The organism is Nonlabens dokdonensis DSW-6, assembly GCF_000332115.1.
Classification (GTDB): Bacteria; Bacteroidota; Bacteroidia; order Flavobacteriales; family Flavobacteriaceae; genus Nonlabens; species Nonlabens dokdonensis.
On record NC_020156.1, the window covers coordinates 342,789 to 360,278 of the forward strand.

Annotated in this window: 18 protein-coding genes; 16 read left to right on the forward strand and 2 right to left on the reverse strand. The window is 35.6% G+C overall.

Annotated elements, in window-relative coordinates; all coding sequences use genetic code 11:
• The first annotated feature begins 299 nt into the window (after window positions 1-299).
• The 11 genes from ffh to DDD_RS01435 all read left to right on the forward strand — a co-directional run bounded on the left by ffh (window position 300) and on the right by DDD_RS01435 (window position 9,782).
• A complete protein-coding gene (ffh, locus tag DDD_RS01385) occupies window positions 300-1,628 on the forward strand; it encodes a signal recognition particle protein (protein ID WP_041566835.1) in 1,329 nt (442 codons plus the stop codon).
• 188 nt (window positions 1,629-1,816) lie between these two features.
• On the forward strand, window positions 1,817-2,704 hold the full coding sequence (locus tag DDD_RS01390; protein WP_015360924.1) for a bifunctional 5,10-methylenetetrahydrofolate dehydrogenase/5,10-methenyltetrahydrofolate cyclohydrolase: 888 nt from the start codon (window positions 1,817-1,819) through the stop codon (window positions 2,702-2,704).
• A gap of 229 nt (window positions 2,705-2,933) precedes the next feature.
• Window positions 2,934-3,467, forward strand: a complete 534-nt coding sequence (locus tag DDD_RS01395; protein ID WP_015360926.1) for a DUF2059 domain-containing protein — start codon at window positions 2,934-2,936, stop codon at window positions 3,465-3,467.
• Window positions 3,468-3,496: 29 nt separating this feature from the next.
• The gene (locus DDD_RS01400; protein WP_015360927.1) at window positions 3,497-3,991 is read left to right on the forward strand and encodes a YkgJ family cysteine cluster protein; all 495 of its coding nucleotides are present in this window, start codon (window positions 3,497-3,499) and stop codon (window positions 3,989-3,991) included.
• Between the two features lie 178 nt (window positions 3,992-4,169).
• Window positions 4,170-4,649 (forward strand): TlpA family protein disulfide reductase, encoded by a 480-nt coding sequence (locus DDD_RS01405; protein WP_041566836.1) that lies wholly within the window; start codon window positions 4,170-4,172, stop codon window positions 4,647-4,649.
• Window positions 4,646-5,344 (forward strand): thioredoxin family protein, encoded by a 699-nt coding sequence (locus DDD_RS01410; protein ID WP_015360929.1) that lies wholly within the window; start codon window positions 4,646-4,648, stop codon window positions 5,342-5,344. Before DDD_RS01405 ends, DDD_RS01410 begins: the two co-directional genes overlap by 4 nt.
• Window positions 5,345-5,443: 99 nt before the next feature.
• Window positions 5,444-6,859, forward strand: coding sequence for an MBL fold metallo-hydrolase (locus DDD_RS01415; protein WP_015360930.1), 1,416 nt, complete (start codon window positions 5,444-5,446; stop codon window positions 6,857-6,859).
• 8 nt (window positions 6,860-6,867) lie between these two features.
• Window positions 6,868-7,188, forward strand: coding sequence for a rhodanese-like domain-containing protein (locus DDD_RS01420; protein ID WP_015360931.1), 321 nt, complete (start codon window positions 6,868-6,870; stop codon window positions 7,186-7,188).
• Entirely contained in the window at window positions 7,185-7,586 is a 402-nt protein-coding gene (locus tag DDD_RS01425) for a rhodanese-like domain-containing protein (RefSeq protein WP_015360932.1), read from the forward strand. Before DDD_RS01420 ends, DDD_RS01425 begins: the two co-directional genes overlap by 4 nt.
• Before the next feature lie 12 nt (window positions 7,587-7,598).
• The gene (kdsA, locus tag DDD_RS01430) at window positions 7,599-8,417 is read left to right on the forward strand and encodes a 3-deoxy-8-phosphooctulonate synthase (protein WP_015360933.1); all 819 of its coding nucleotides are present in this window, start codon (window positions 7,599-7,601) and stop codon (window positions 8,415-8,417) included.
• A gap of 186 nt (window positions 8,418-8,603) precedes the next feature.
• A complete protein-coding gene (locus DDD_RS01435; RefSeq protein WP_015360934.1) occupies window positions 8,604-9,782 on the forward strand; it encodes a cytochrome-c peroxidase in 1,179 nt (392 codons plus the stop codon).
• On the opposite strand, the gene DDD_RS01440 is transcribed toward DDD_RS01435, so the two are convergent.
• Both DDD_RS01440 and DDD_RS01445 read right to left on the reverse strand, forming a co-directional pair.
• On the reverse strand, window positions 9,783-10,538 hold the full coding sequence (locus tag DDD_RS01440) for a glycoside hydrolase family 25 protein (protein ID WP_201764100.1): 756 nt from the start codon (window positions 10,536-10,538) through the stop codon (window positions 9,783-9,785).
• Window positions 10,535-10,900, reverse strand: a complete 366-nt coding sequence (locus tag DDD_RS01445) for a DUF1801 domain-containing protein (protein WP_015360936.1) — start codon at window positions 10,898-10,900, stop codon at window positions 10,535-10,537. Before DDD_RS01445 ends, DDD_RS01440 begins: the two co-directional genes overlap by 4 nt.
• A 131-nt stretch (window positions 10,901-11,031) precedes the next feature.
• Between DDD_RS01445 and DDD_RS01450 the strand changes: the two genes are divergently transcribed.
• The 5 genes from DDD_RS01450 to creD all read left to right on the forward strand — a co-directional run bounded on the left by DDD_RS01450 (window position 11,032) and on the right by creD (window position 17,487).
• A complete protein-coding gene (locus DDD_RS01450) occupies window positions 11,032-14,277 on the forward strand; it encodes a S41 family peptidase (protein ID WP_015360937.1) in 3,246 nt (1,081 codons plus the stop codon).
• 206 nt (window positions 14,278-14,483) lie between these two features.
• Window positions 14,484-15,119 (forward strand): hypothetical protein, encoded by a 636-nt coding sequence (locus DDD_RS01455; RefSeq protein WP_015360939.1) that lies wholly within the window; start codon window positions 14,484-14,486, stop codon window positions 15,117-15,119.
• A 39-nt stretch (window positions 15,120-15,158) separates the two neighbouring features.
• Window positions 15,159-15,449, forward strand: a complete 291-nt coding sequence (locus tag DDD_RS01460) for a winged helix-turn-helix domain-containing protein (protein ID WP_015360940.1) — start codon at window positions 15,159-15,161, stop codon at window positions 15,447-15,449.
• A gap of 137 nt (window positions 15,450-15,586) precedes the next feature.
• Window positions 15,587-16,099 (forward strand): hypothetical protein, encoded by a 513-nt coding sequence (locus DDD_RS01465; RefSeq protein ID WP_111474661.1) that lies wholly within the window; start codon window positions 15,587-15,589, stop codon window positions 16,097-16,099.
• A gap of 11 nt (window positions 16,100-16,110) precedes the next feature.
• On the forward strand, window positions 16,111-17,487 hold the full coding sequence (gene creD / locus DDD_RS01470) for a cell envelope integrity protein CreD (RefSeq protein ID WP_015360942.1): 1,377 nt from the start codon (window positions 16,111-16,113) through the stop codon (window positions 17,485-17,487).
• The last annotated feature ends 3 nt before the right edge of the window (window positions 17,488-17,490 follow it).

Genomic DNA, 17,490 nt, shown 5'->3' on the forward strand with positions numbered 1-17,490 from the left:
TTTTATTTAAAGTAAATTTAAAACATCTAAAAATCAGAAACGATGACATTTATCACTGTCAAATGATTCCTAACTAAAAACAGCTCCTTAGAAAATCTTTAAGTAGACTATATTGGCCTCAAAAGATCAAATTGAAAATTACATCATGACTTAAATCGTTAAATTATAAATTCATTAAAACTGTCATTATGATGACCTAGTCTCATGGAATATCCATTGTCACTAGAAACCAATTGAAAACCTTGAAGGTAAAGAGGTATAATAGTATCTTTGCATTCTTCAAAAAATGAGTAAAAAATATGTTTGATAATTTAACTGACAAACTCGATAAAGCTATGCACGTCCTTAAGGGACATGGAAGCATTACCGAAGTTAACGTTGCAGATACTCTTAAAGAAATACGTCGTGCCTTAGTTGATGCTGACGTCAACTATAAAATAGCTAAAGAGTTTACTTCTCGAGCTAAAGAAAAAGCCCTAGGTCAAGGTGTACTTACTACATTAAAACCAGGACAATTACTCACTAAAATTGTAAAAGATGAGCTTACTGAGCTCATGGGTGGTGATGCTATAGGATTAAACCTCAGTGGAAATCCTACGGTCATTTTAATGTCTGGACTTCAAGGATCTGGTAAAACAACTTTTTCTGGAAAGCTTGCAAATTTTTTGAAGAACAAAAAAAGTAAAAAACCACTTCTTGTTGCTTGTGACATTTATCGTCCAGCGGCAATAGATCAATTACACGTTGTAGGAGAAAGCGTAGGCGTAGAAGTATTTTCTAATCGTGAAGAGAAAAACCCAGTTAAAATATCTGAAGCTGCAATTGCTTATGCCAAAGCAAACGGTTTTAATGCAGTAATCATAGATACTGCTGGTCGTCTGGCTGTAGATGAGCAAATGATGACCGAGATAGCAGATGTTCATGCTGCTATAAAACCTCAAGAAACACTATTTGTCGTGGATGCGATGACCGGTCAAGATGCGGTAAACACTGCAAAAGCTTTTAATGATCGTCTTAACTTTGACGGTGTTGTACTTACTAAATTAGACGGTGATACACGCGGTGGTGCTGCCCTATCGATTAAAACAGTAGTTAATAAACCTATTAAGTTTATAGGTACCGGTGAGAAAATGGAAGCTCTGGATGTTTTCTATCCAGAACGTATGGCAGATCGTATCCTAGGAATGGGAGACGTTGTCTCACTTGTGGAACGCGCACAAGAGCAGTACGACGAGGAAGAGGCTCGTAAATTGAGTAAGAAAATTGCCAAAAATCAATTTGGCTTTGATGATTTCCTTTCTCAAATCCAGCAAATCAAGAAGATGGGTAATATGAAAGATCTTATGGGTATGATTCCTGGTGCAGGAAAAATGCTTAAAGATGTTGATATAGATGATGATGCTTTTAAAGGAATAGAAGCTATTATACACTCCATGACTGTTGAGGAGCGCACAAAACCACAAGTTATAAACGGTTCTCGTAAAAAACGTATTGCAAAAGGTAGCGGTACAACAGTAACAGAAGTAAATCAATTACTGAAGCAATTTGACCAGATGAGTAAAATGATGAAGATGATGCAAGGTGGTAAAGGAAAAGCAATGATGAACGCCTTAGGGAAAATGCGTTAGGACTAAACATAGACTTTAATAGTAATATTTCGCAAACTCCATAGCTCTTAGCTGTGGAGTTTTTTTTTTATGAATCTATTTACGCAATCGCTATCGTTAACAAGTAGGTTATAATTGTGACGAGATAATCTTTTATTTGTCCTCTTTAAGTTTGATTTTTACAATTCTATTCACCTCAATCTTCGATTATGACTATTCTAGACGGAAAAAAGACCAGTAACGACATTAAGAACGAGATCACAGAAATCGTTCAAGAAATGAAAAATAAAGGTGAAAAAGTACCTCATCTAGCAGCGGTTATAGTTGGGAATGATGGTGCAAGTCTCACTTATGTAGGCTCTAAAGTACGCGCCTGTGAGCGTGTAGGTTTTGAAAGCACGATGGTGCGCATGCCTAATACAACGAGCGAGACCGAGTTGTTACGAGAAATTGAAAAGCTCAATGATAATCCAGAAATTGATGGCTTCATCGTTCAGTTACCACTACCTAAACAAATAGATACTCAAAAAGTATTGATGGCAGTGGATCCTGATAAAGATGTAGATGGCTTCCATCCTACTAACTTTGGTAGAATGGCTTTAGACATGAGTACTTTTATTCCTGCTACACCATTTGGAATTTTGGAATTAATGGACCGCTACGGAGTAGAAACCCAAGGAAAACACACTGTAGTTATAGGTAGATCGCATATTGTAGGAAGACCTATGAGTATATTAATGGGAAGAAAAGGTTTTCCAGGGAACTCCACCGTAACACTTACTCATAGTCATACTAAGAATATTACACAAATCACTTCTCAAGCAGATATTATTATCACAGCGTTAGGCGTTCCAGGATTCCTTAAGGCCGAAATGGTGAAAGACGATGCTGTCATTATAGACGTAGGTATTACAAGAGTTCCAGATGACTCAAGAGAGAGAGGCTATTACATTACCGGCGATGTCGATTTTGAAAACGTTTCTAAAAAAGCAAGCTATATTACTCCAGTTCCTGGAGGCGTAGGTCCTATGACGATCGCAATGTTACTTAAAAACACATTATTAGCAAGAGAGAGACATAGAGCCGCAGATCGATAAAATAGTTTTATAATTCCGCTTTCGCGAAAGCGAGACCAACATAAAAAGCCTAGTCATTTTCTTATTTATTAAGTTATTTAAGATTTGTTGATAATTTAAAAAGATGTCCATTAAGGATTAAATATAATTTATCGGTAAATAGTGTTATTTGACCTAACTTAATTAAAATTCTATTTTACTAAATGCATTTTAAGAATCGAAGTGTATTTTTGAACTAAATAGCCAAATAATGAAAAAGTCCATTTATTTATTTATCGCTTTATCGTTTTGTTTTTTAAGTACAAACGCTCAAAAAGAAGAATCCTATCAATCTTTGATGATGGAGTACTTTGAAGTAAGTGGCATCAATACAGAGTATGAAGCCGCTTACGATGGAATGGTAAAAATGTTGCAAGACGCTTATCAAACACAAGAAGTGCCCACTGAAACATGGCAAAAAATTTACGACGGAAAAAGTGCTTCGGTAGCAAAGTTTAAAGGGATTCTAGCTTCCGAATACCGAAGCATTTTTGAAGATAAAGAAGACATACGTAATTTAATAAATTTTTATCGCTCTTCAACAGGAGTTCAATATAAAAAAGACCGTTCTGGAATGACTAAAGGTCAACAAGCAGAACTAACTGCCTTTAAAAACTCCAACACTGGCAAGAAATTATTCAATAGAGTTGATCAAATTAATAAGGCAAAAGAAAGTTCTAGTATTTACTGGTCGCGTGAATTAATGTGTAATGTTACTACTCTGCTTAAAACACAGGGCTATTAGAGCTCTATGCATATGCCTAGCTGTAATTAATGGAAGAGTTTTTAGATCAGCTGCCGCAGCTAGCCCAACAAAAAAAGAAAGAAAACACAGCATTCTTTAAAAAGTTACGCAAAAAAAAGCCAAAAGGCCTCGACAACGAAGTACAACAAATACATAATGAGGTTTTTGATGAAGTGGACTGCCTGACTTGTGCTAATTGCTGTAAAACAACAGGACCTCTTTTTACCACTAACGACATCAACAGAATTGCCAAACACTTTAAAATGAAACCTGGTAATTTTATCGATCAATTTTTAAGAATTGATGAAGATCAAGATTATGTTTTACAGCAAACGCCATGTCATTTTTTAGGAACAGATAATTATTGTTCTATTTATGAAGTAAGACCTAAAGCTTGCAGGGAATATCCACACACAGATAGAAAAAAGATTTATCAAATAGGAACTATTACTGTGAAGAATACCGCTATTTGTCCTGCAGCTTACAAGATAGTAGAGCGTATGAAAGAAAAATTACCGTTATAATTAAGGAACAGCAGCTTCAAGAATAAGCTTATTATCGATACTTAAAAATGGAAAAAACATCTTAGCAAAGTCTTAAAACTATATTTTTCCTACATAAATACTGTTAGATTCCTTTAAAATATAGCTAACTTTTGTTAAACTTTATCGTACTTCACAACTCATCTACTATATTTGAGTAATGAAAAAACTGTTAATCTTTCTTACAATAATCATTTTAATCACATCTTGTGACAACAGACCTATATCTAAGGTAGAAAAAATGGGGCAAGAAGGATTACGACAAACAGTTCAACCAAGCAAAGAGAAAATTAAAGTTATTAATTTCTGGGCAACATGGTGCGCACCTTGCGTAGAAGAACTTCCTCATTTTGAAGATTTAGGTTCTAGATATCAAGATAAAATTGAAGTTATTTTGATTTCTCTTGACGAAGCACAGAAAATAGATACGGCAGTTCAACCTTTTTTAGAAGAAAATAAAATTAAATCTACCGTACTACTATTAGATGATCCGTACGCAGCCGAATGGATTCCTGTAGTAGATGAACATTGGGACGGCGCGATTCCAGTGACTCTGATCGTATCAAAAGACAAAAAGCAATTCTACAATAAAGCACTTACCCAAGAACAGTTGGAAGATGCCATAAACACTTTCTTATGAAAACATTGAAAATATTAGTTACCATCCTTGTAGGAGCTCTTACAATAGCATTTTTATCAGGCATGTTAAAAAGCTCAGAACGTGATAACTTGTTTGCTGAAAAACCTATTCCTAATCAAGAGCAAGTGGATAGACAAGAAGCGCGTGAATTGAATGCTGTTAAAGGTTATGAAATAGGTGATACCGCAACTGATTTTTCCTTAAAGAATGTGGATAATTCTATAGTTTCTTTAAAAGACTATGAAGATGCAAAAGGCTTTATTATCATCTTTACTTGTAATCATTGTCCATACAGCGTTGCATACGAAGATCGAATTATAGCAATTGATAAAAAATATAAAAATTTAGGTTATCCTGTGATTGCCATCAATCCTAATAATCCTAAAGAATATCCTACAGACAGTTTTGAGGCTATGAAGGTTAGAGCAAAAGAAAAAGGGTTTACATTTCCATATTTGATGGATACAGGCCAGAAAATTTATCCTCAATATGGAGCAACAAAAACGCCTCATGTATTTTTATTGCAAAAAGAAGGTGAAGAGAACGTGGTTAAATATATAGGAGCTATTGATGACAACTATCAAGATGCAAGTGCGGTTAAAAATAAATTCCTTGAAAATGCCGTTCAATCACTTATTAGCGGAGAGACTATTAAAGTAAAAACATCACCAGCAATAGGGTGCAGAATAAAATAAACCTACTATAATTATTTTCTATTGCAGCTCATGATCTACTCATGGGCTTTTTATATTTACTGCCATTTTTAAATTGTATTTTTGTTGAAAATTCATAAAATGATCCTAGAACAATATTATACAAAATGTCTTGCTCAAGGAACCTATTATATTGCCTCAAATGGTGAAGCTGCAATCATCGATCCCTTAAGAGAAGTACAACCTTATATCGATCGTGCTGCAAAAGACGGCGTGCAGATTAAATATATATTCCTTACTCATTTCCATGCAGACTTCGTTTCAGGTCATGTAGACCTTGCTGACAAGACTGGAGCAACCATAGTTATAGGTCCTAATGCTGTTACTAGTTACGCTTTCGCGAAAGCGGAACACCTACAAACTTTTTCCATAGGAGACATCTCATTACAATTACTGCATACTCCTGGACATACCATGGAATCTTCCTGCTACCTTCTTAGAGATGAAGATGGCAAAGAACAAGCAATATTTACCGGCGATACCTTATTTATAGGTGACGTAGGAAGACCTGATCTTGCAGTAAAATCAGATTTGAGTACAGAGGATCTAGCTGGTCACTTATTTGATTCATTAAGAAATGAAATCATGCCTTTACCAGATCACATTACTGTTTATCCAGCACATGGCGCGGGAAGCGCTTGTGGAAAAAACATGAGTAAAGAAACTAGCGATTCTTTAGGCAATCAGAAAAAAACAAACTATGCTTTAAATCCTGATCTTACCAAAGAAGATTTCATTAAAGAAGTAACTACTGGAATTGCTCCACCACCAGCCTATTTTCCTAAAAATGTATGGATGAATAAAGGAGTGAATTCGAGCATAGACGAAGTTATTTCTAGAGGAAATACTCCTTTAAAACTAGAAGCTTTTAAGGCTCTTGCAAACGATCCAGAATTTTTAGTATTAGATGTAAGATCTCCTCAAGAATATACTGCTGGTGCAGTTCCTGGATCATTATTTATAGGTCTCGATGGACAGTTTGCTCCATGGGTAGGAAGCTTGATTCAAGATATTGATCAAAAAATCATACTCGTTACTCCACAAGGTCGAGAAGAAGAAACAGTTACAAGACTAGCACGTGTAGGGTATGATAACGCACAAGGTTACTTAACTGGTGGCTTTGAAACTTGGGCAAATACTGGCTCTGAAGTTTCTACTATAAAAAATGTGACTGCTCAAGAGTTTATAGACGGGCTAGAAGATGAATCTATTGAAAATCCAATTGACGCTCGTAAACCTGGAGAATATGAAGCTGGACATTTGTGCAGCGTACCATTACATACACTTGATTCAGTACACGAAGAGGTAAATCAACTAGATGCTGATAAAACCTATCACATTTATTGTGGTGGTGGCTATCGATCGGTTATTTATGCTAGCATTGCTCAAGCAAATGGCATTAATAACGTTGTTAACGTAGAAGGCGGCTATGCTGCAATTAAAAAAACAGATTTAAAGAACCAAAAAATAGTTGCTACCAGCAGCTGTTCCTTATAATTTATATTATGACAGATCTTAGTAACCAAGAGTGGAAAGAAAAAACTGCTGCTGATTCAAATTATATTATAATTGATGTGCGAACTGATGAAGAAGTAAGCGAAGGTATTATCCCAGGTGCACTGCATTATGATATTTTCAAGCCTCAAGAGTTTATGAACGCTATGAATGATATGGATGCAGAAAAGAATTACTACGTGTACTGTCGTGCAGGAAGTCGTAGCTCTCAAGCATGTCAAGTGATGGAATCCTTAGGCTTGAAAAACACCTACAATCTTTCAGGAGGTTTTAGCAATTGGGATGGTGACACTTCAAATCTGGACAAGTGAAACAGGCAACCAATTTCTTTTTAGGGTTATTATTTATGACTTTGCTTAACAGTTGCTTTACTGATAATGCAGGTGTCATAAATGTAGTGTCAGTAGAAGAAGCGGCAGAACTCATGGACCTCAACGAGGTTAAGGTGATTGATGTACGTAGTGAGATTCAATACAGCAGTAAGCACATTAACAAGGCGATCAACATAGAGGTAGAAAATGATGACCTCAATGCGATCCTTGATGAAATGGATAAAAATGAACCATTACTCGTTTATTGTAACAAAGGTGGTCAAAGTGAACGTTGCGCCAAAGTACTGCAAGAAAAAGGGTTCAAGCTTATTTATGACTTAGACGGTGGTATTGCAAAGTGGGAAGAAAGTGGTAGAGAAGTAATTGTTAAAAATTAAAAACAGCATTTTATGCAGCTTGATCAAATAGCAAAATTAAAAAATACAGATTCAGATAATTTCTTTTTACTTGCTGGTCCTTGCGCCATAGAAGGAGAAGACATGGCGATGAGAATTGCAGAGCAAGTAGTGAGAATTACATCAGATTTGAGAATCCCATATGTATTTAAAGGAAGTTTCAAAAAAGCAAATCGCAGTCGCATTGATAGTTTTACTGGTATAGGCGATCTGGAAGCACTTAAAATATTACGCAAAGTATCTGAAACTTTTGATATTCCTACGGTAACTGATATTCATGAAGTAAGTGACGCTGCAATGGCTGCTGAATATGTGGATGTTTTACAGATTCCAGCCTTTCTTGTTAGACAAACAGACCTTGTAGTTGCTGCAGCTGAAACTGGCAAAGTTGTCAATCTCAAAAAAGGACAGTTCATGTCCCCTGAAGCGATGCAACATGCCGTACAAAAGGTAAAAGATTCTGGAAGCGACAAAGCATGGATCACCGATCGTGGTACGATGTTCGGATATCAAGATATGATTGTAGACTTTAGAGGAATTCCTACTATGAGACAGTTTGCCCCTACTGTTTTAGATGTTACACATAGTCTACAACAACCTAATCAATCTAGCGGCGTTACTGGTGGAAGACCAGAAATGATTGAAACCATTGCAAGAGCGGGAATAGTAAATCAAGTAGACGGTTTATTTATTGAAACGCACTTTGATCCTGCAAATGCAAAAAGTGATGGTGCAAATATGTTAGACTTACAGCACCTAGAAGGTTTACTAACTAGATTAGTGGCTATTAGAAAAACGGTTCAATCGTTTTAAACCTTAATAGTCCATAATAAGAGTATTTTGAAAGATAAAATAGATATTTAAAATTGCTAGAAACTATTTTGGGTTTCAAAATAATACGTCTTAAGATAGGTTTCAGGTATTAAAACTTGAAACCTATTTATTTTTAATACATTTAAACCTTTTATATTTAAGATAGTCTTAACAAAAAGGATCCTTATGAATTACAGAGTTTATCTTCTAGCTTTAATAATAGGTGCTATCATTTCTTGCGATACCTCTGAGGAGTCAGGAGATTACATCCCTACAGACCAAGCGATTCTAGAAAGTGCTTTTGGAACAAATATAGATCTTACCCAAAGTATCGATTATCGCAATACAAGCGTTCCCACATATATAAGATTCTCAAATACCGGAAATGCGATAGAAAATGAAAAAGCCGTTTTAGGGCGTATTTTATTTTATGATAAACAATTATCTGTAGATAATTCTATATCATGTGCTAGCTGCCATAAACAAGAAAACGCTTTTAGCGATACGGCAGTTGCCAGTTTAGGTGTTAACGGACTGACGGGAAGACACAGTATGAGGTTGATAAATACTGGTTATAGAACTGGCACTAATTTTTTCTGGAATGAAAGAGTAAACTCTTTAAGTGCTCAGGTTACTCAACCTATAAGAGATCATATAGAAATGGGATTTAGTGGTACAAATGGAGCACCTAGCTTTAATGATTTACTATTGAAACTATCAGCAATCGATTATTATCAAGTAATGTTTAATTACGTTTATGAAGATCAAGCTATAACCGAAGAACGACTGCAAGAGTGCTTATCTCAATTTGTGTTGAGCATACAATCATTTGACTCCAAGTATGATGAAGGACTTTCAATGACTGGAAATCCTGGACCACCATTTCCTAACTACAATATGTCGGAGAATAGAGGTAAATTTTTATTCACCACAGGTCCCCAAAATGGAGGCGCCGGTTGCGTGAGCTGTCATGCTCCACCAGAATTTGCAATTAAAGATGATATTCACAATAATGGAGTTATAGCAACTATTGCAGATCCTAATGTTTTTGATCACAACAACACCAGATCGCCTTCACTTAGAGACTTAGAAAATCCCGATGGCAATCTTAATGGACCTCTTATGCATAACGGCTCGTTTTCATCATTACTGGCTATGATCGATCATTACGATAATATTGATATTACAAATCAGCAGTTGCTTGATCCACTTTTATTTGATGGAAGAGGTTCAAACGGTCTAGTGGGACAAAATTTAAACCTGTCAGATAATGATAAACAAGCCCTGGCAAATTTCTTGAGAACACTAACAGGAAACGATGTTTATACTAATGTCAAATGGAGTAATCCATTTGTAAATCAATAATTAAGGAACAAACAGCTTGTTAAAATTAGCCTGAGAATCTTTATATACATTTCCATCGACTAGAGTCTGAATACCGTTAACTGGCATACGATCTGTAAATTGCCAAAAGCTCCAAGAGATCCTTGGAGATTTTACCTTATTATAATTTGCAATCCAGATTCGAGGATAATTTTTAAAGTATATATCTGGCATTAAAACATCTCTGTAAAAAGCTTCTCCACTATAAATAATGGGTTTTACATTATAATGTGCTTCTATAATTCGTATCCAGTTTTTAAGACCTTTTCTTAGCGACTTTTTGTTTTGTACATCTGAAATGTCTTCGATGTCAAGGACTGGCGGTAAATCACCTTTTTTAAGATCTACTTGTTTTATAAAAACTGCAGCTTGCTTTGCACTATTCACATTACTCCAGTAATAATGATATGCGCCTAGTTTAAAGTTCTGGTTTCTAGCTTTTTTCCAGTTTTCTTGATATTTGGTATCATTCTCAATTCCTACAGATGCTCGCATGAAGATAAAATCAATGGTTTTGGCAGGATTAGGATGAGATAAATCCTTCCACTCTATTTCTCCTTGGTGTTGAGAAATATCAATTCCTTGAACCTCAAATTTGGAAATACGATCATGAAGGTAAGAATTAGAAGGCTGTTTTCTCGATCTTTTAAACGAGTAACGTTCTACTAGAACTACAGCACAAATCATGACCAATGCCGATATGAATAGGCTAACGATTATCCATCTTTGCCTATTCATTTTTTCATCTTAGATTTACGTAAGAGCATTAATTCTTCCAGTGTTTCTATTAAAATCTCGTCATCTATATCATCTACAGTTTTAAAACGCAACGACCGGAGCATTTTTCTACCTTCACCTGCGACAAGAGCCTGATGTTTATTACTCAACTCAATAGCATGTGTCATTCCTAAGTCTACAAAAGTCTTGCGGTAATTTAAAAAGCAAAACATCGTTTTATCTCCTATATAATAAAAAGGCAACGACCATTTGTACTTCAACTGTAACTCTGGAAAATGCGCTTCTATAACTACTTGTAAATGAAGCATTATAGATCGATAGGGCTCAGGCGCATTATCAATATATTCTAGAGCTGGATTCATGAAGTAAAGCTATGTATTTTTTCCGCTTTCTATTTGCTAAAATAGAAGTTTATGCTGAATTTAATTCAGTACCTAAGCGTAACAAAAATAATTATGAAACGTCCTATCTTGTAACCTCAAAACCTCAAACTATGAAACACTTACTTATTATAACTGTTTTCCTATCTGGAATGATAGCCAGCAGTCAAGGAACTCAACTTTTGAGACAGCCTACTATTCACAAGGATCAAGTGGTTTTCTCTTATGCTAACGATTTATGGCAAGCCAGCACTAATGGTGGAAATGCCAAAAGACTTACGAGCAACATAGGTGGTGAAATGTCACCTCAATTCTCACCAGATGGAAAAATGATTGCTTTTACTGCAGAATACGATGGAAACTTTGACGTTTATGTTATTCCTGCTAGCGGTGGTGAACCAGAGCGTATGACTTTTCATCCTAGTGGAGACTTTGTCCAAGGATGGACTCCAGATAACAAGATTATTTTTAGATCTAATCGAGCCTCAAAACCTACTCAATCTAATCATTTATATACCATAGGTGTAAATGAACATTTTCCTAATCAAATAGAAATAGGTAGAGCTGCCTTTGGAAATATATCTCAAGATGGAAAGCACATAGCCTATACTCCTATTACGTCCTGGGATGCAGAGTGGCGCAACTACCGCGGTGGACAAGCCTTACCTATCTGGATTGTAAATTTAAAAACCAAAGAATTGCAAACGACTCCGCAATTAGATCAAGAGCGTCATCTCTCACCAGTATGGCATAATGATATGGTTTATTACATCTCAGAGCGAGATTACACCAGTAATATCTGGTCTTACAATCCTAAGACTAAAACCGAAAAACAAATAACATTTCATAAAATCTTTGATGTCAAAAATATTGACACAGACCATAATAATATCGTTTATGAACAAGGTGGTTATTTACATCTATTAAATCCTTCTACTGGTGCTACTAATAAAATCATCATCAACGTTCAAGCCGATTATAATTTTGCAAGAGAACGCTGGAACGAGGTGAGCGCTTGGAATCTTACTAATCCCAACGTGTCACCTAACGGTAAACGTGTCTTATTTGAGCATAGAGGAGAAATTTTTACTGTTCCTAAAGATAACGGCACCTGGCGCAATATTTCTAACTCCACTGCCGCTGCAGAGCGCAGTCCTATCTGGTCTCCTAAAGGTGATCAAATAGCATGGTTTTCTGATGAGAGCGGTGAATATCAAGTAATCATTACAGATCAATACGGAGAAAACAAAAAGAGCATCGCTATAGATAATCCTACATTTTTCTTCACTCCAGACTGGTCACCAGACGGGAAATACTTAAGTTTTACTGATACCGATTTTAATGCGTATGTGTTAGATATCGCTACAGGAAAAGCTCAAATCATAGCAACTGATAATTTTGCACATCCTAATAGAACTTTAAATCCGGTATGGTCACCAGACAGTAAATGGGTGGCCTACAGTAAACAGTTGAAAAGTCATTTCAAAGCCATATTTGTTTATAACGTAGAAACTAAAAAGACCATCCAAATCACCGATCCTATTGCAGACTCTATTAGTCCTGTATGGGATGAATCTGGTGATTATATTTATACACTTTCTAGTACCGATTATGGGCTCACCTCAGGATGGTTAGATATGAGTTCTATGGACAAAACAGTGAATAGATCGCTCTATGCTGTTGTTCTAGCCAGTGATGGAAAAGCTCCTCATTTACCAGAGACTGATGAAGAGGCTATTAAAAAAGAAGATGCCGATAAAAAGGAAGAAAAGAAAGATGATAAAAAAGACGCTGAAGATGCAGCCGTTACCATTGATGAAGAAGGAATTTTTGAAAGAATCATCCCGATGCAGTTGCCTACTAGAAATTATCCTGCACTTGCAAAAGGACCATCTGGAACTGTTTTTATCGCAGAAGCTATACCTAATGAGAACGGTTTAAAGGTTCATAAGTACAATGTAAAAGAACAAGAAGCTAAGGAATTTGCAAGTGGAGTCAACTCTATGGTTTCTTCTTACGATGGGAATCATTTACTATTATTTAAATCAGGAAGCTGGAGTTTGAACGATGCCAAAAAACCAACTGCAGGAAAAGAAACTCTAGATACTTCAATGAAAGTAAAGGTGAATCCGCAAGAGGAGTATGCTCAAATCTTCAAGGAAGGATGGCGCTACATGAGAGACTTTTTATATGTAGATAATACTCATGGCGCTCCTTGGGATCAAGTTTATGAATGGTATGCACCGTGGATAAAGCACGTACGTCATCGTGTAGACCTCAATTATGTAGTCGATATCATGAGCGGAGAAATCGCAATAGGTCACTCCTACGTTTCTGGTGGTGATTTTCCAGATACTAATCGTGTTCCTGTAGGATTGCTAGGTGCCGATTTATCTATTAACAAAGGAATGTATCAAATCGATAAAATATATACGGGAGAAACCTGGAATCCAGTGATTACTGGCCCGCTTTCCTTACCTGGAATAAATGTAAAAGAAGGAGATTATATTCACAGTATTAATGGTGCCGCTTTAAGCGAAAACGTAAATCCATACCAGCTTTTAGAGCAAACTGCAAATCGTACTATTAGACTTACTGTAAGTAGCACAGGCAAAGAAAAAGATGCTCATACGGTTATTATAAAACCAGTACGAAGTGAGCGCCGCTTGAGAAATGTAGAATGGATTGAAGATAACAGGCGTCGCGTGGATCAACTCTCTGGTGGCAAACTTGCCTATGTTTATGTCCCAAATACTGGTGGTGGTGGATTTGAATCATTCAATAGGTATTACTTTTCACAACAAGATAAAAAAGGTGTCATTATCGATGAGCGCAACAATGGAGGTGGCTCTGCTGCAGATTATATGATCGACATCATGAACAGAGAGCCTATGGGATACTTTAACAGCAAGGCAAATGATAATAGGCCATGGACTACTCCTATGGCAGGGATTTTTGGACCTAAAGTAATGATCATCAATGAGCGTGCAGGATCTGGTGGAGATTTACTACCCTACATGTTTAAGCAACAAGATATAGGTCCTATAGTAGGAACTAGAACTTGGGGTGGACTTGTAGGAACATGGGACACGCCTCCATTTGTAGATGGTGGTAGAATGGTAGCTCCTAGAGGTGGATTCTTTGATCTAGATGGAAATTGGGCTGTAGAAGGTGAAGGTGTCGCTCCAGATATAGAAGTAATTCAAGACCCTAAAAGTATCGTTGCTGGCAACGACCCACAATTAGAAACCGCTGTTCAAGAAGCGCTACGTTTATTACCGTCTCAAGAATTTGAAATGAAACCAGAACCTAAAGCTCCTGTAAGATGGAAAAAAGCTGACGGCTGGAATAAAAAGTAATCACAATTAAGGCAATTAGTTAGCCTACCAATTATTCAACCTATCAAGAATTAAGATCTATTAAATCTTTCTTGATAGGTTTTTTTGTGGTTCCGCTTTCGCGAAAGCGAGAACCTTATCATCACCTCTTCACTATAAAAATTATAGAGAAAATATTGTGGAATCCATAATTTTAGTTTTACTTTGTAATTCAAAGTACTTTAAATATGACTAACGATAAATATCTAGAAGACATAAAGGAGATTAAATCTCTTATGAATAAATCGACTCGATTTATTTCTTTATCTGGAATGAGTGGTATTATGGCTGGTGTTTATGCCTTAATAGGAAGTGTAATAGGTCATTTTATTATTCAAAATGCTTATGAAAAAGGTTATAGAGATACTGTAAACACCTTATTTGAAACTCCATGGGCACAAAATCCTTCCTTGCAAATAGTTGCTGTTGCCACTGGCGTAATGTTTATGGCAGTAATTACCGCATTTTTTCTAACGCGATCCAAAGCAAAAAAATACAAACAAAAAGTTTGGACCAAGCAATCCTTAAGATTGATCGCAAATTTTATGGCTCCTTTGAGCATAGGCGCAGTATTTACATTGGTTTTACTTCAGTATAATTTACTAGGTCTCGTTGCTCCAGCGATGTTAGTTTTTTACGGTTTGGCGTGTATGAATGCAGCACAGTTTACTTTAGGAACTGTAAAGTACCTAGGCTTGAGTTGTGCTATTCTAGGACTTATCAATACCCAATTTATAGGTTATGGTTTGTACTTTTGGGCAGCAGGTTTTGGATTGTGCCATATCATATATGGAGCTGTAATGTATTATAAATATGATAGGTAATTAGAAAGTTCCTCAATAAAATCACCTGATAAAAAATTAATGAGTCTCATCAACAAGTTAAATAAAGCATTTGATCACCGCATACGACTAGGCATTATGTCTGTGCTCGTGGTAAACGATCATGCCGATTTTAAAGAGCTCAAAGAATTACTAGATGTTACGGATGGTAATCTAGCCAGTCATGCCAAAGCTTTAGAAAAAGAGAATTACATACGAGTAGAAAAAAGCTTTATAGGTCGTAAACCTAATACGAAGTACATTGCTACCGATGTAGGTAAACTAGAATTTAAAAAACATATTGAAGCACTAGAAAAACTTATCGGTGGATGATGAAACTGAAATTGAAATGAATAATGAATAATGATTAATGATTAATGATTAATGATTAATGATTAATAATTAATAAAAAATGAAAAATGAAAAATGAAACACTCATACCACATACCTCATATCTCATACCTAAAACTATGAAAACATTTTTTTTACCTATTTACTTTGAAATACAAAGTACTTTAAAAACGTTAAGAGAGGTTTTTGTATACCACTCCTTTGAATTGGCTAGTAAGATTTATGTCAAATTTAAAACTGGACCGTCGTGGCAAGTAAATACGCAGCAACTATTGTCTTATCCTACAGAAAGTCTAGGATACCATCTTGGGTGTTTTTTACTCCAGCACAAATTTGAACCACAACCTCGATGCGAGGATCATGATGTATTTCATGTATTAACAGATTATAAAATTGATACTGCTCAAGAAATAGCCATGCAATACTGGTTATGGGGCAATGGCAAACGCAGTCCTTTTGTGCTACTTGCTATGCTGGTAGGTGTAATTTTTTATATAGATCAATACATACTTTTTATAGAAGCTTTCTCTAGTGGTTATAACTCCACAGGTATTCACCATCTAGACTTTAAGCAGCACCTCTACTCTCCTATTTCCATATTTAAATCAACTCTTATAACTTCAAATATTTAAAATATTTCAACATGTCACAAAAAGGAATCATCCACTGGATCAAATACTCTGTAACTGCTAGACTTATAACGATCAGCATTCTCACCTTGTTGTTGTTAATACCTCTATTATTTGTTCAATATTTAATATCAGAAAGAGCTGATCGTAAAGAACAAGTCATAAGGGAAATAAATAGTAAATGGGGTGAAGAAGTAATACTTCAAGGACCAATTCTTGAACTGCCTTACAAGGTTATCAAAACACATAAAAACATAGAAGAGAAAACTCAAAAAACCTATATTACAACTAGTGAAGAAGAGAGAGTTGCTTATTTTTTACCTAATGAATTGAATTATGATATCAGCGCCTCGGTAACTTCTAAAAGCTACAGTATTTATGAAAGTGCCGTTTATCAAAGTGATATCAAAACCAACGGTAATTTTAAACTTCCTGACTTTAAAAGTAAAGATATCGATCCGGAAAGTATTGTTTGGGAAAAAGCAAAATTCATTTTTAAAACGACTAATTTGAAAGGTATTAAAAACACTCTTCAATTTGAGTTTAATGATGCTGCTTATGTTATGTCACCAGCAACTGCCATTTCTACTACTAATAATTATAGAAGTAATTCATCTCAAAATTTTACTTTAAAGACTCCTTATTTAAATCTTACAAATCAATCGTTTAATGATGGCTCTTTAGACTTTTCTCTTTTCCTAAAAATAAATGGTAGTGAACAACTACAAGTTGTTCCCTTAGGAAGCATTACTAATCTAAAAATGAAATCAAATTGGGCAGACCCTAGTTTTTCAGGAGCGTTTTTACCTGAAGAAAATGGCACTAAGGAAATAACAGATTCTGGCTTTGAAGCAGAATGGCAAGTATTTAAAGTGAACAGACAGTTTGGACAATCTTTTACCGCTGGTTTTCCCAGTCTAAATCACCAAGCTATGGGCGTAGATTTTTTAATACCAGCCGATCAATATCAACAAACAGAGCGCACTGCTAAATATGGTTTTTTAGTCATAGCTCTAACTTTCATTATTTTCTTCTTCATTCAAACCATTACTAAAAAGCATATTCATTCTATTCAATATGTTATGATAGGCGTCGCATTAGTTATATTCTATACGCTGTTACTTTCCATATCTGAACATCTCAATTTTAATCTGGCATATTTAATCGGTGCAATAAGTGTAATAGGATTGATTAGTATTTACTCCTACTCCATACTCAAGAACAAGAAATTTTCCTTGCTCATATTAGGATCTCTTACCGCACTGTATTCATTCATTTATGCCACCACACAATTAGAAGACTTCGCTTTACTAGCTGGCAGTGTAGGCTTATTCATAATCCTTTCTATTATTATGATTGTATCTAATAAAATAGACTGGTCTAACTCTTAAAAC

What these genes read in the sequence shown, in the direction of transcription:
- ffh (WP_041566835.1), top strand. Translation starts at nt 300, where the DNA reads ATGTTTGATAATTTAACTGACAAACTCGATAAAGCTATGCACGTCCTT.
- DDD_RS01390 (WP_015360924.1), top strand. Translation starts at nt 1,817, where the DNA reads ATGACTATTCTAGACGGAAAAAAGACCAGTAACGACATTAAGAACGAG.
- DDD_RS01395 (WP_015360926.1), top strand. Translation starts at nt 2,934, where the DNA reads ATGAAAAAGTCCATTTATTTATTTATCGCTTTATCGTTTTGTTTTTTA.
- DDD_RS01400 (WP_015360927.1), top strand. Translation starts at nt 3,497, where the DNA reads ATGGAAGAGTTTTTAGATCAGCTGCCGCAGCTAGCCCAACAAAAAAAG.
- DDD_RS01405 (WP_041566836.1), top strand. Translation starts at nt 4,170, where the DNA reads ATGAAAAAACTGTTAATCTTTCTTACAATAATCATTTTAATCACATCT.
- DDD_RS01410 (WP_015360929.1), top strand. Translation starts at nt 4,646, where the DNA reads ATGAAAACATTGAAAATATTAGTTACCATCCTTGTAGGAGCTCTTACA.
- DDD_RS01415 (WP_015360930.1), top strand. Translation starts at nt 5,444, where the DNA reads ATGATCCTAGAACAATATTATACAAAATGTCTTGCTCAAGGAACCTAT.
- DDD_RS01420 (WP_015360931.1), top strand. Translation starts at nt 6,868, where the DNA reads ATGACAGATCTTAGTAACCAAGAGTGGAAAGAAAAAACTGCTGCTGAT.
- kdsA (WP_015360933.1), top strand. Translation starts at nt 7,599, where the DNA reads ATGCAGCTTGATCAAATAGCAAAATTAAAAAATACAGATTCAGATAAT.
- DDD_RS01435 (WP_015360934.1), top strand. Translation starts at nt 8,604, where the DNA reads ATGAATTACAGAGTTTATCTTCTAGCTTTAATAATAGGTGCTATCATT.
- DDD_RS01440 (WP_201764100.1), bottom strand. Translation starts at nt 10,538, where the DNA reads ATGAATAGGCAAAGATGGATAATCGTTAGCCTATTCATATCGGCATTG.
- DDD_RS01445 (WP_015360936.1), bottom strand. Translation starts at nt 10,900, where the DNA reads ATGAATCCAGCTCTAGAATATATTGATAATGCGCCTGAGCCCTATCGA.
- DDD_RS01450 (WP_015360937.1), top strand. Translation starts at nt 11,032, where the DNA reads ATGAAACACTTACTTATTATAACTGTTTTCCTATCTGGAATGATAGCC.
- DDD_RS01455 (WP_015360939.1), top strand. Translation starts at nt 14,484, where the DNA reads ATGACTAACGATAAATATCTAGAAGACATAAAGGAGATTAAATCTCTT.
- DDD_RS01460 (WP_015360940.1), top strand. Translation starts at nt 15,159, where the DNA reads ATGAGTCTCATCAACAAGTTAAATAAAGCATTTGATCACCGCATACGA.
- DDD_RS01465 (WP_111474661.1), top strand. Translation starts at nt 15,587, where the DNA reads ATGAAAACATTTTTTTTACCTATTTACTTTGAAATACAAAGTACTTTA.
- creD (WP_015360942.1), top strand. Translation starts at nt 16,111, where the DNA reads ATGTCACAAAAAGGAATCATCCACTGGATCAAATACTCTGTAACTGCT.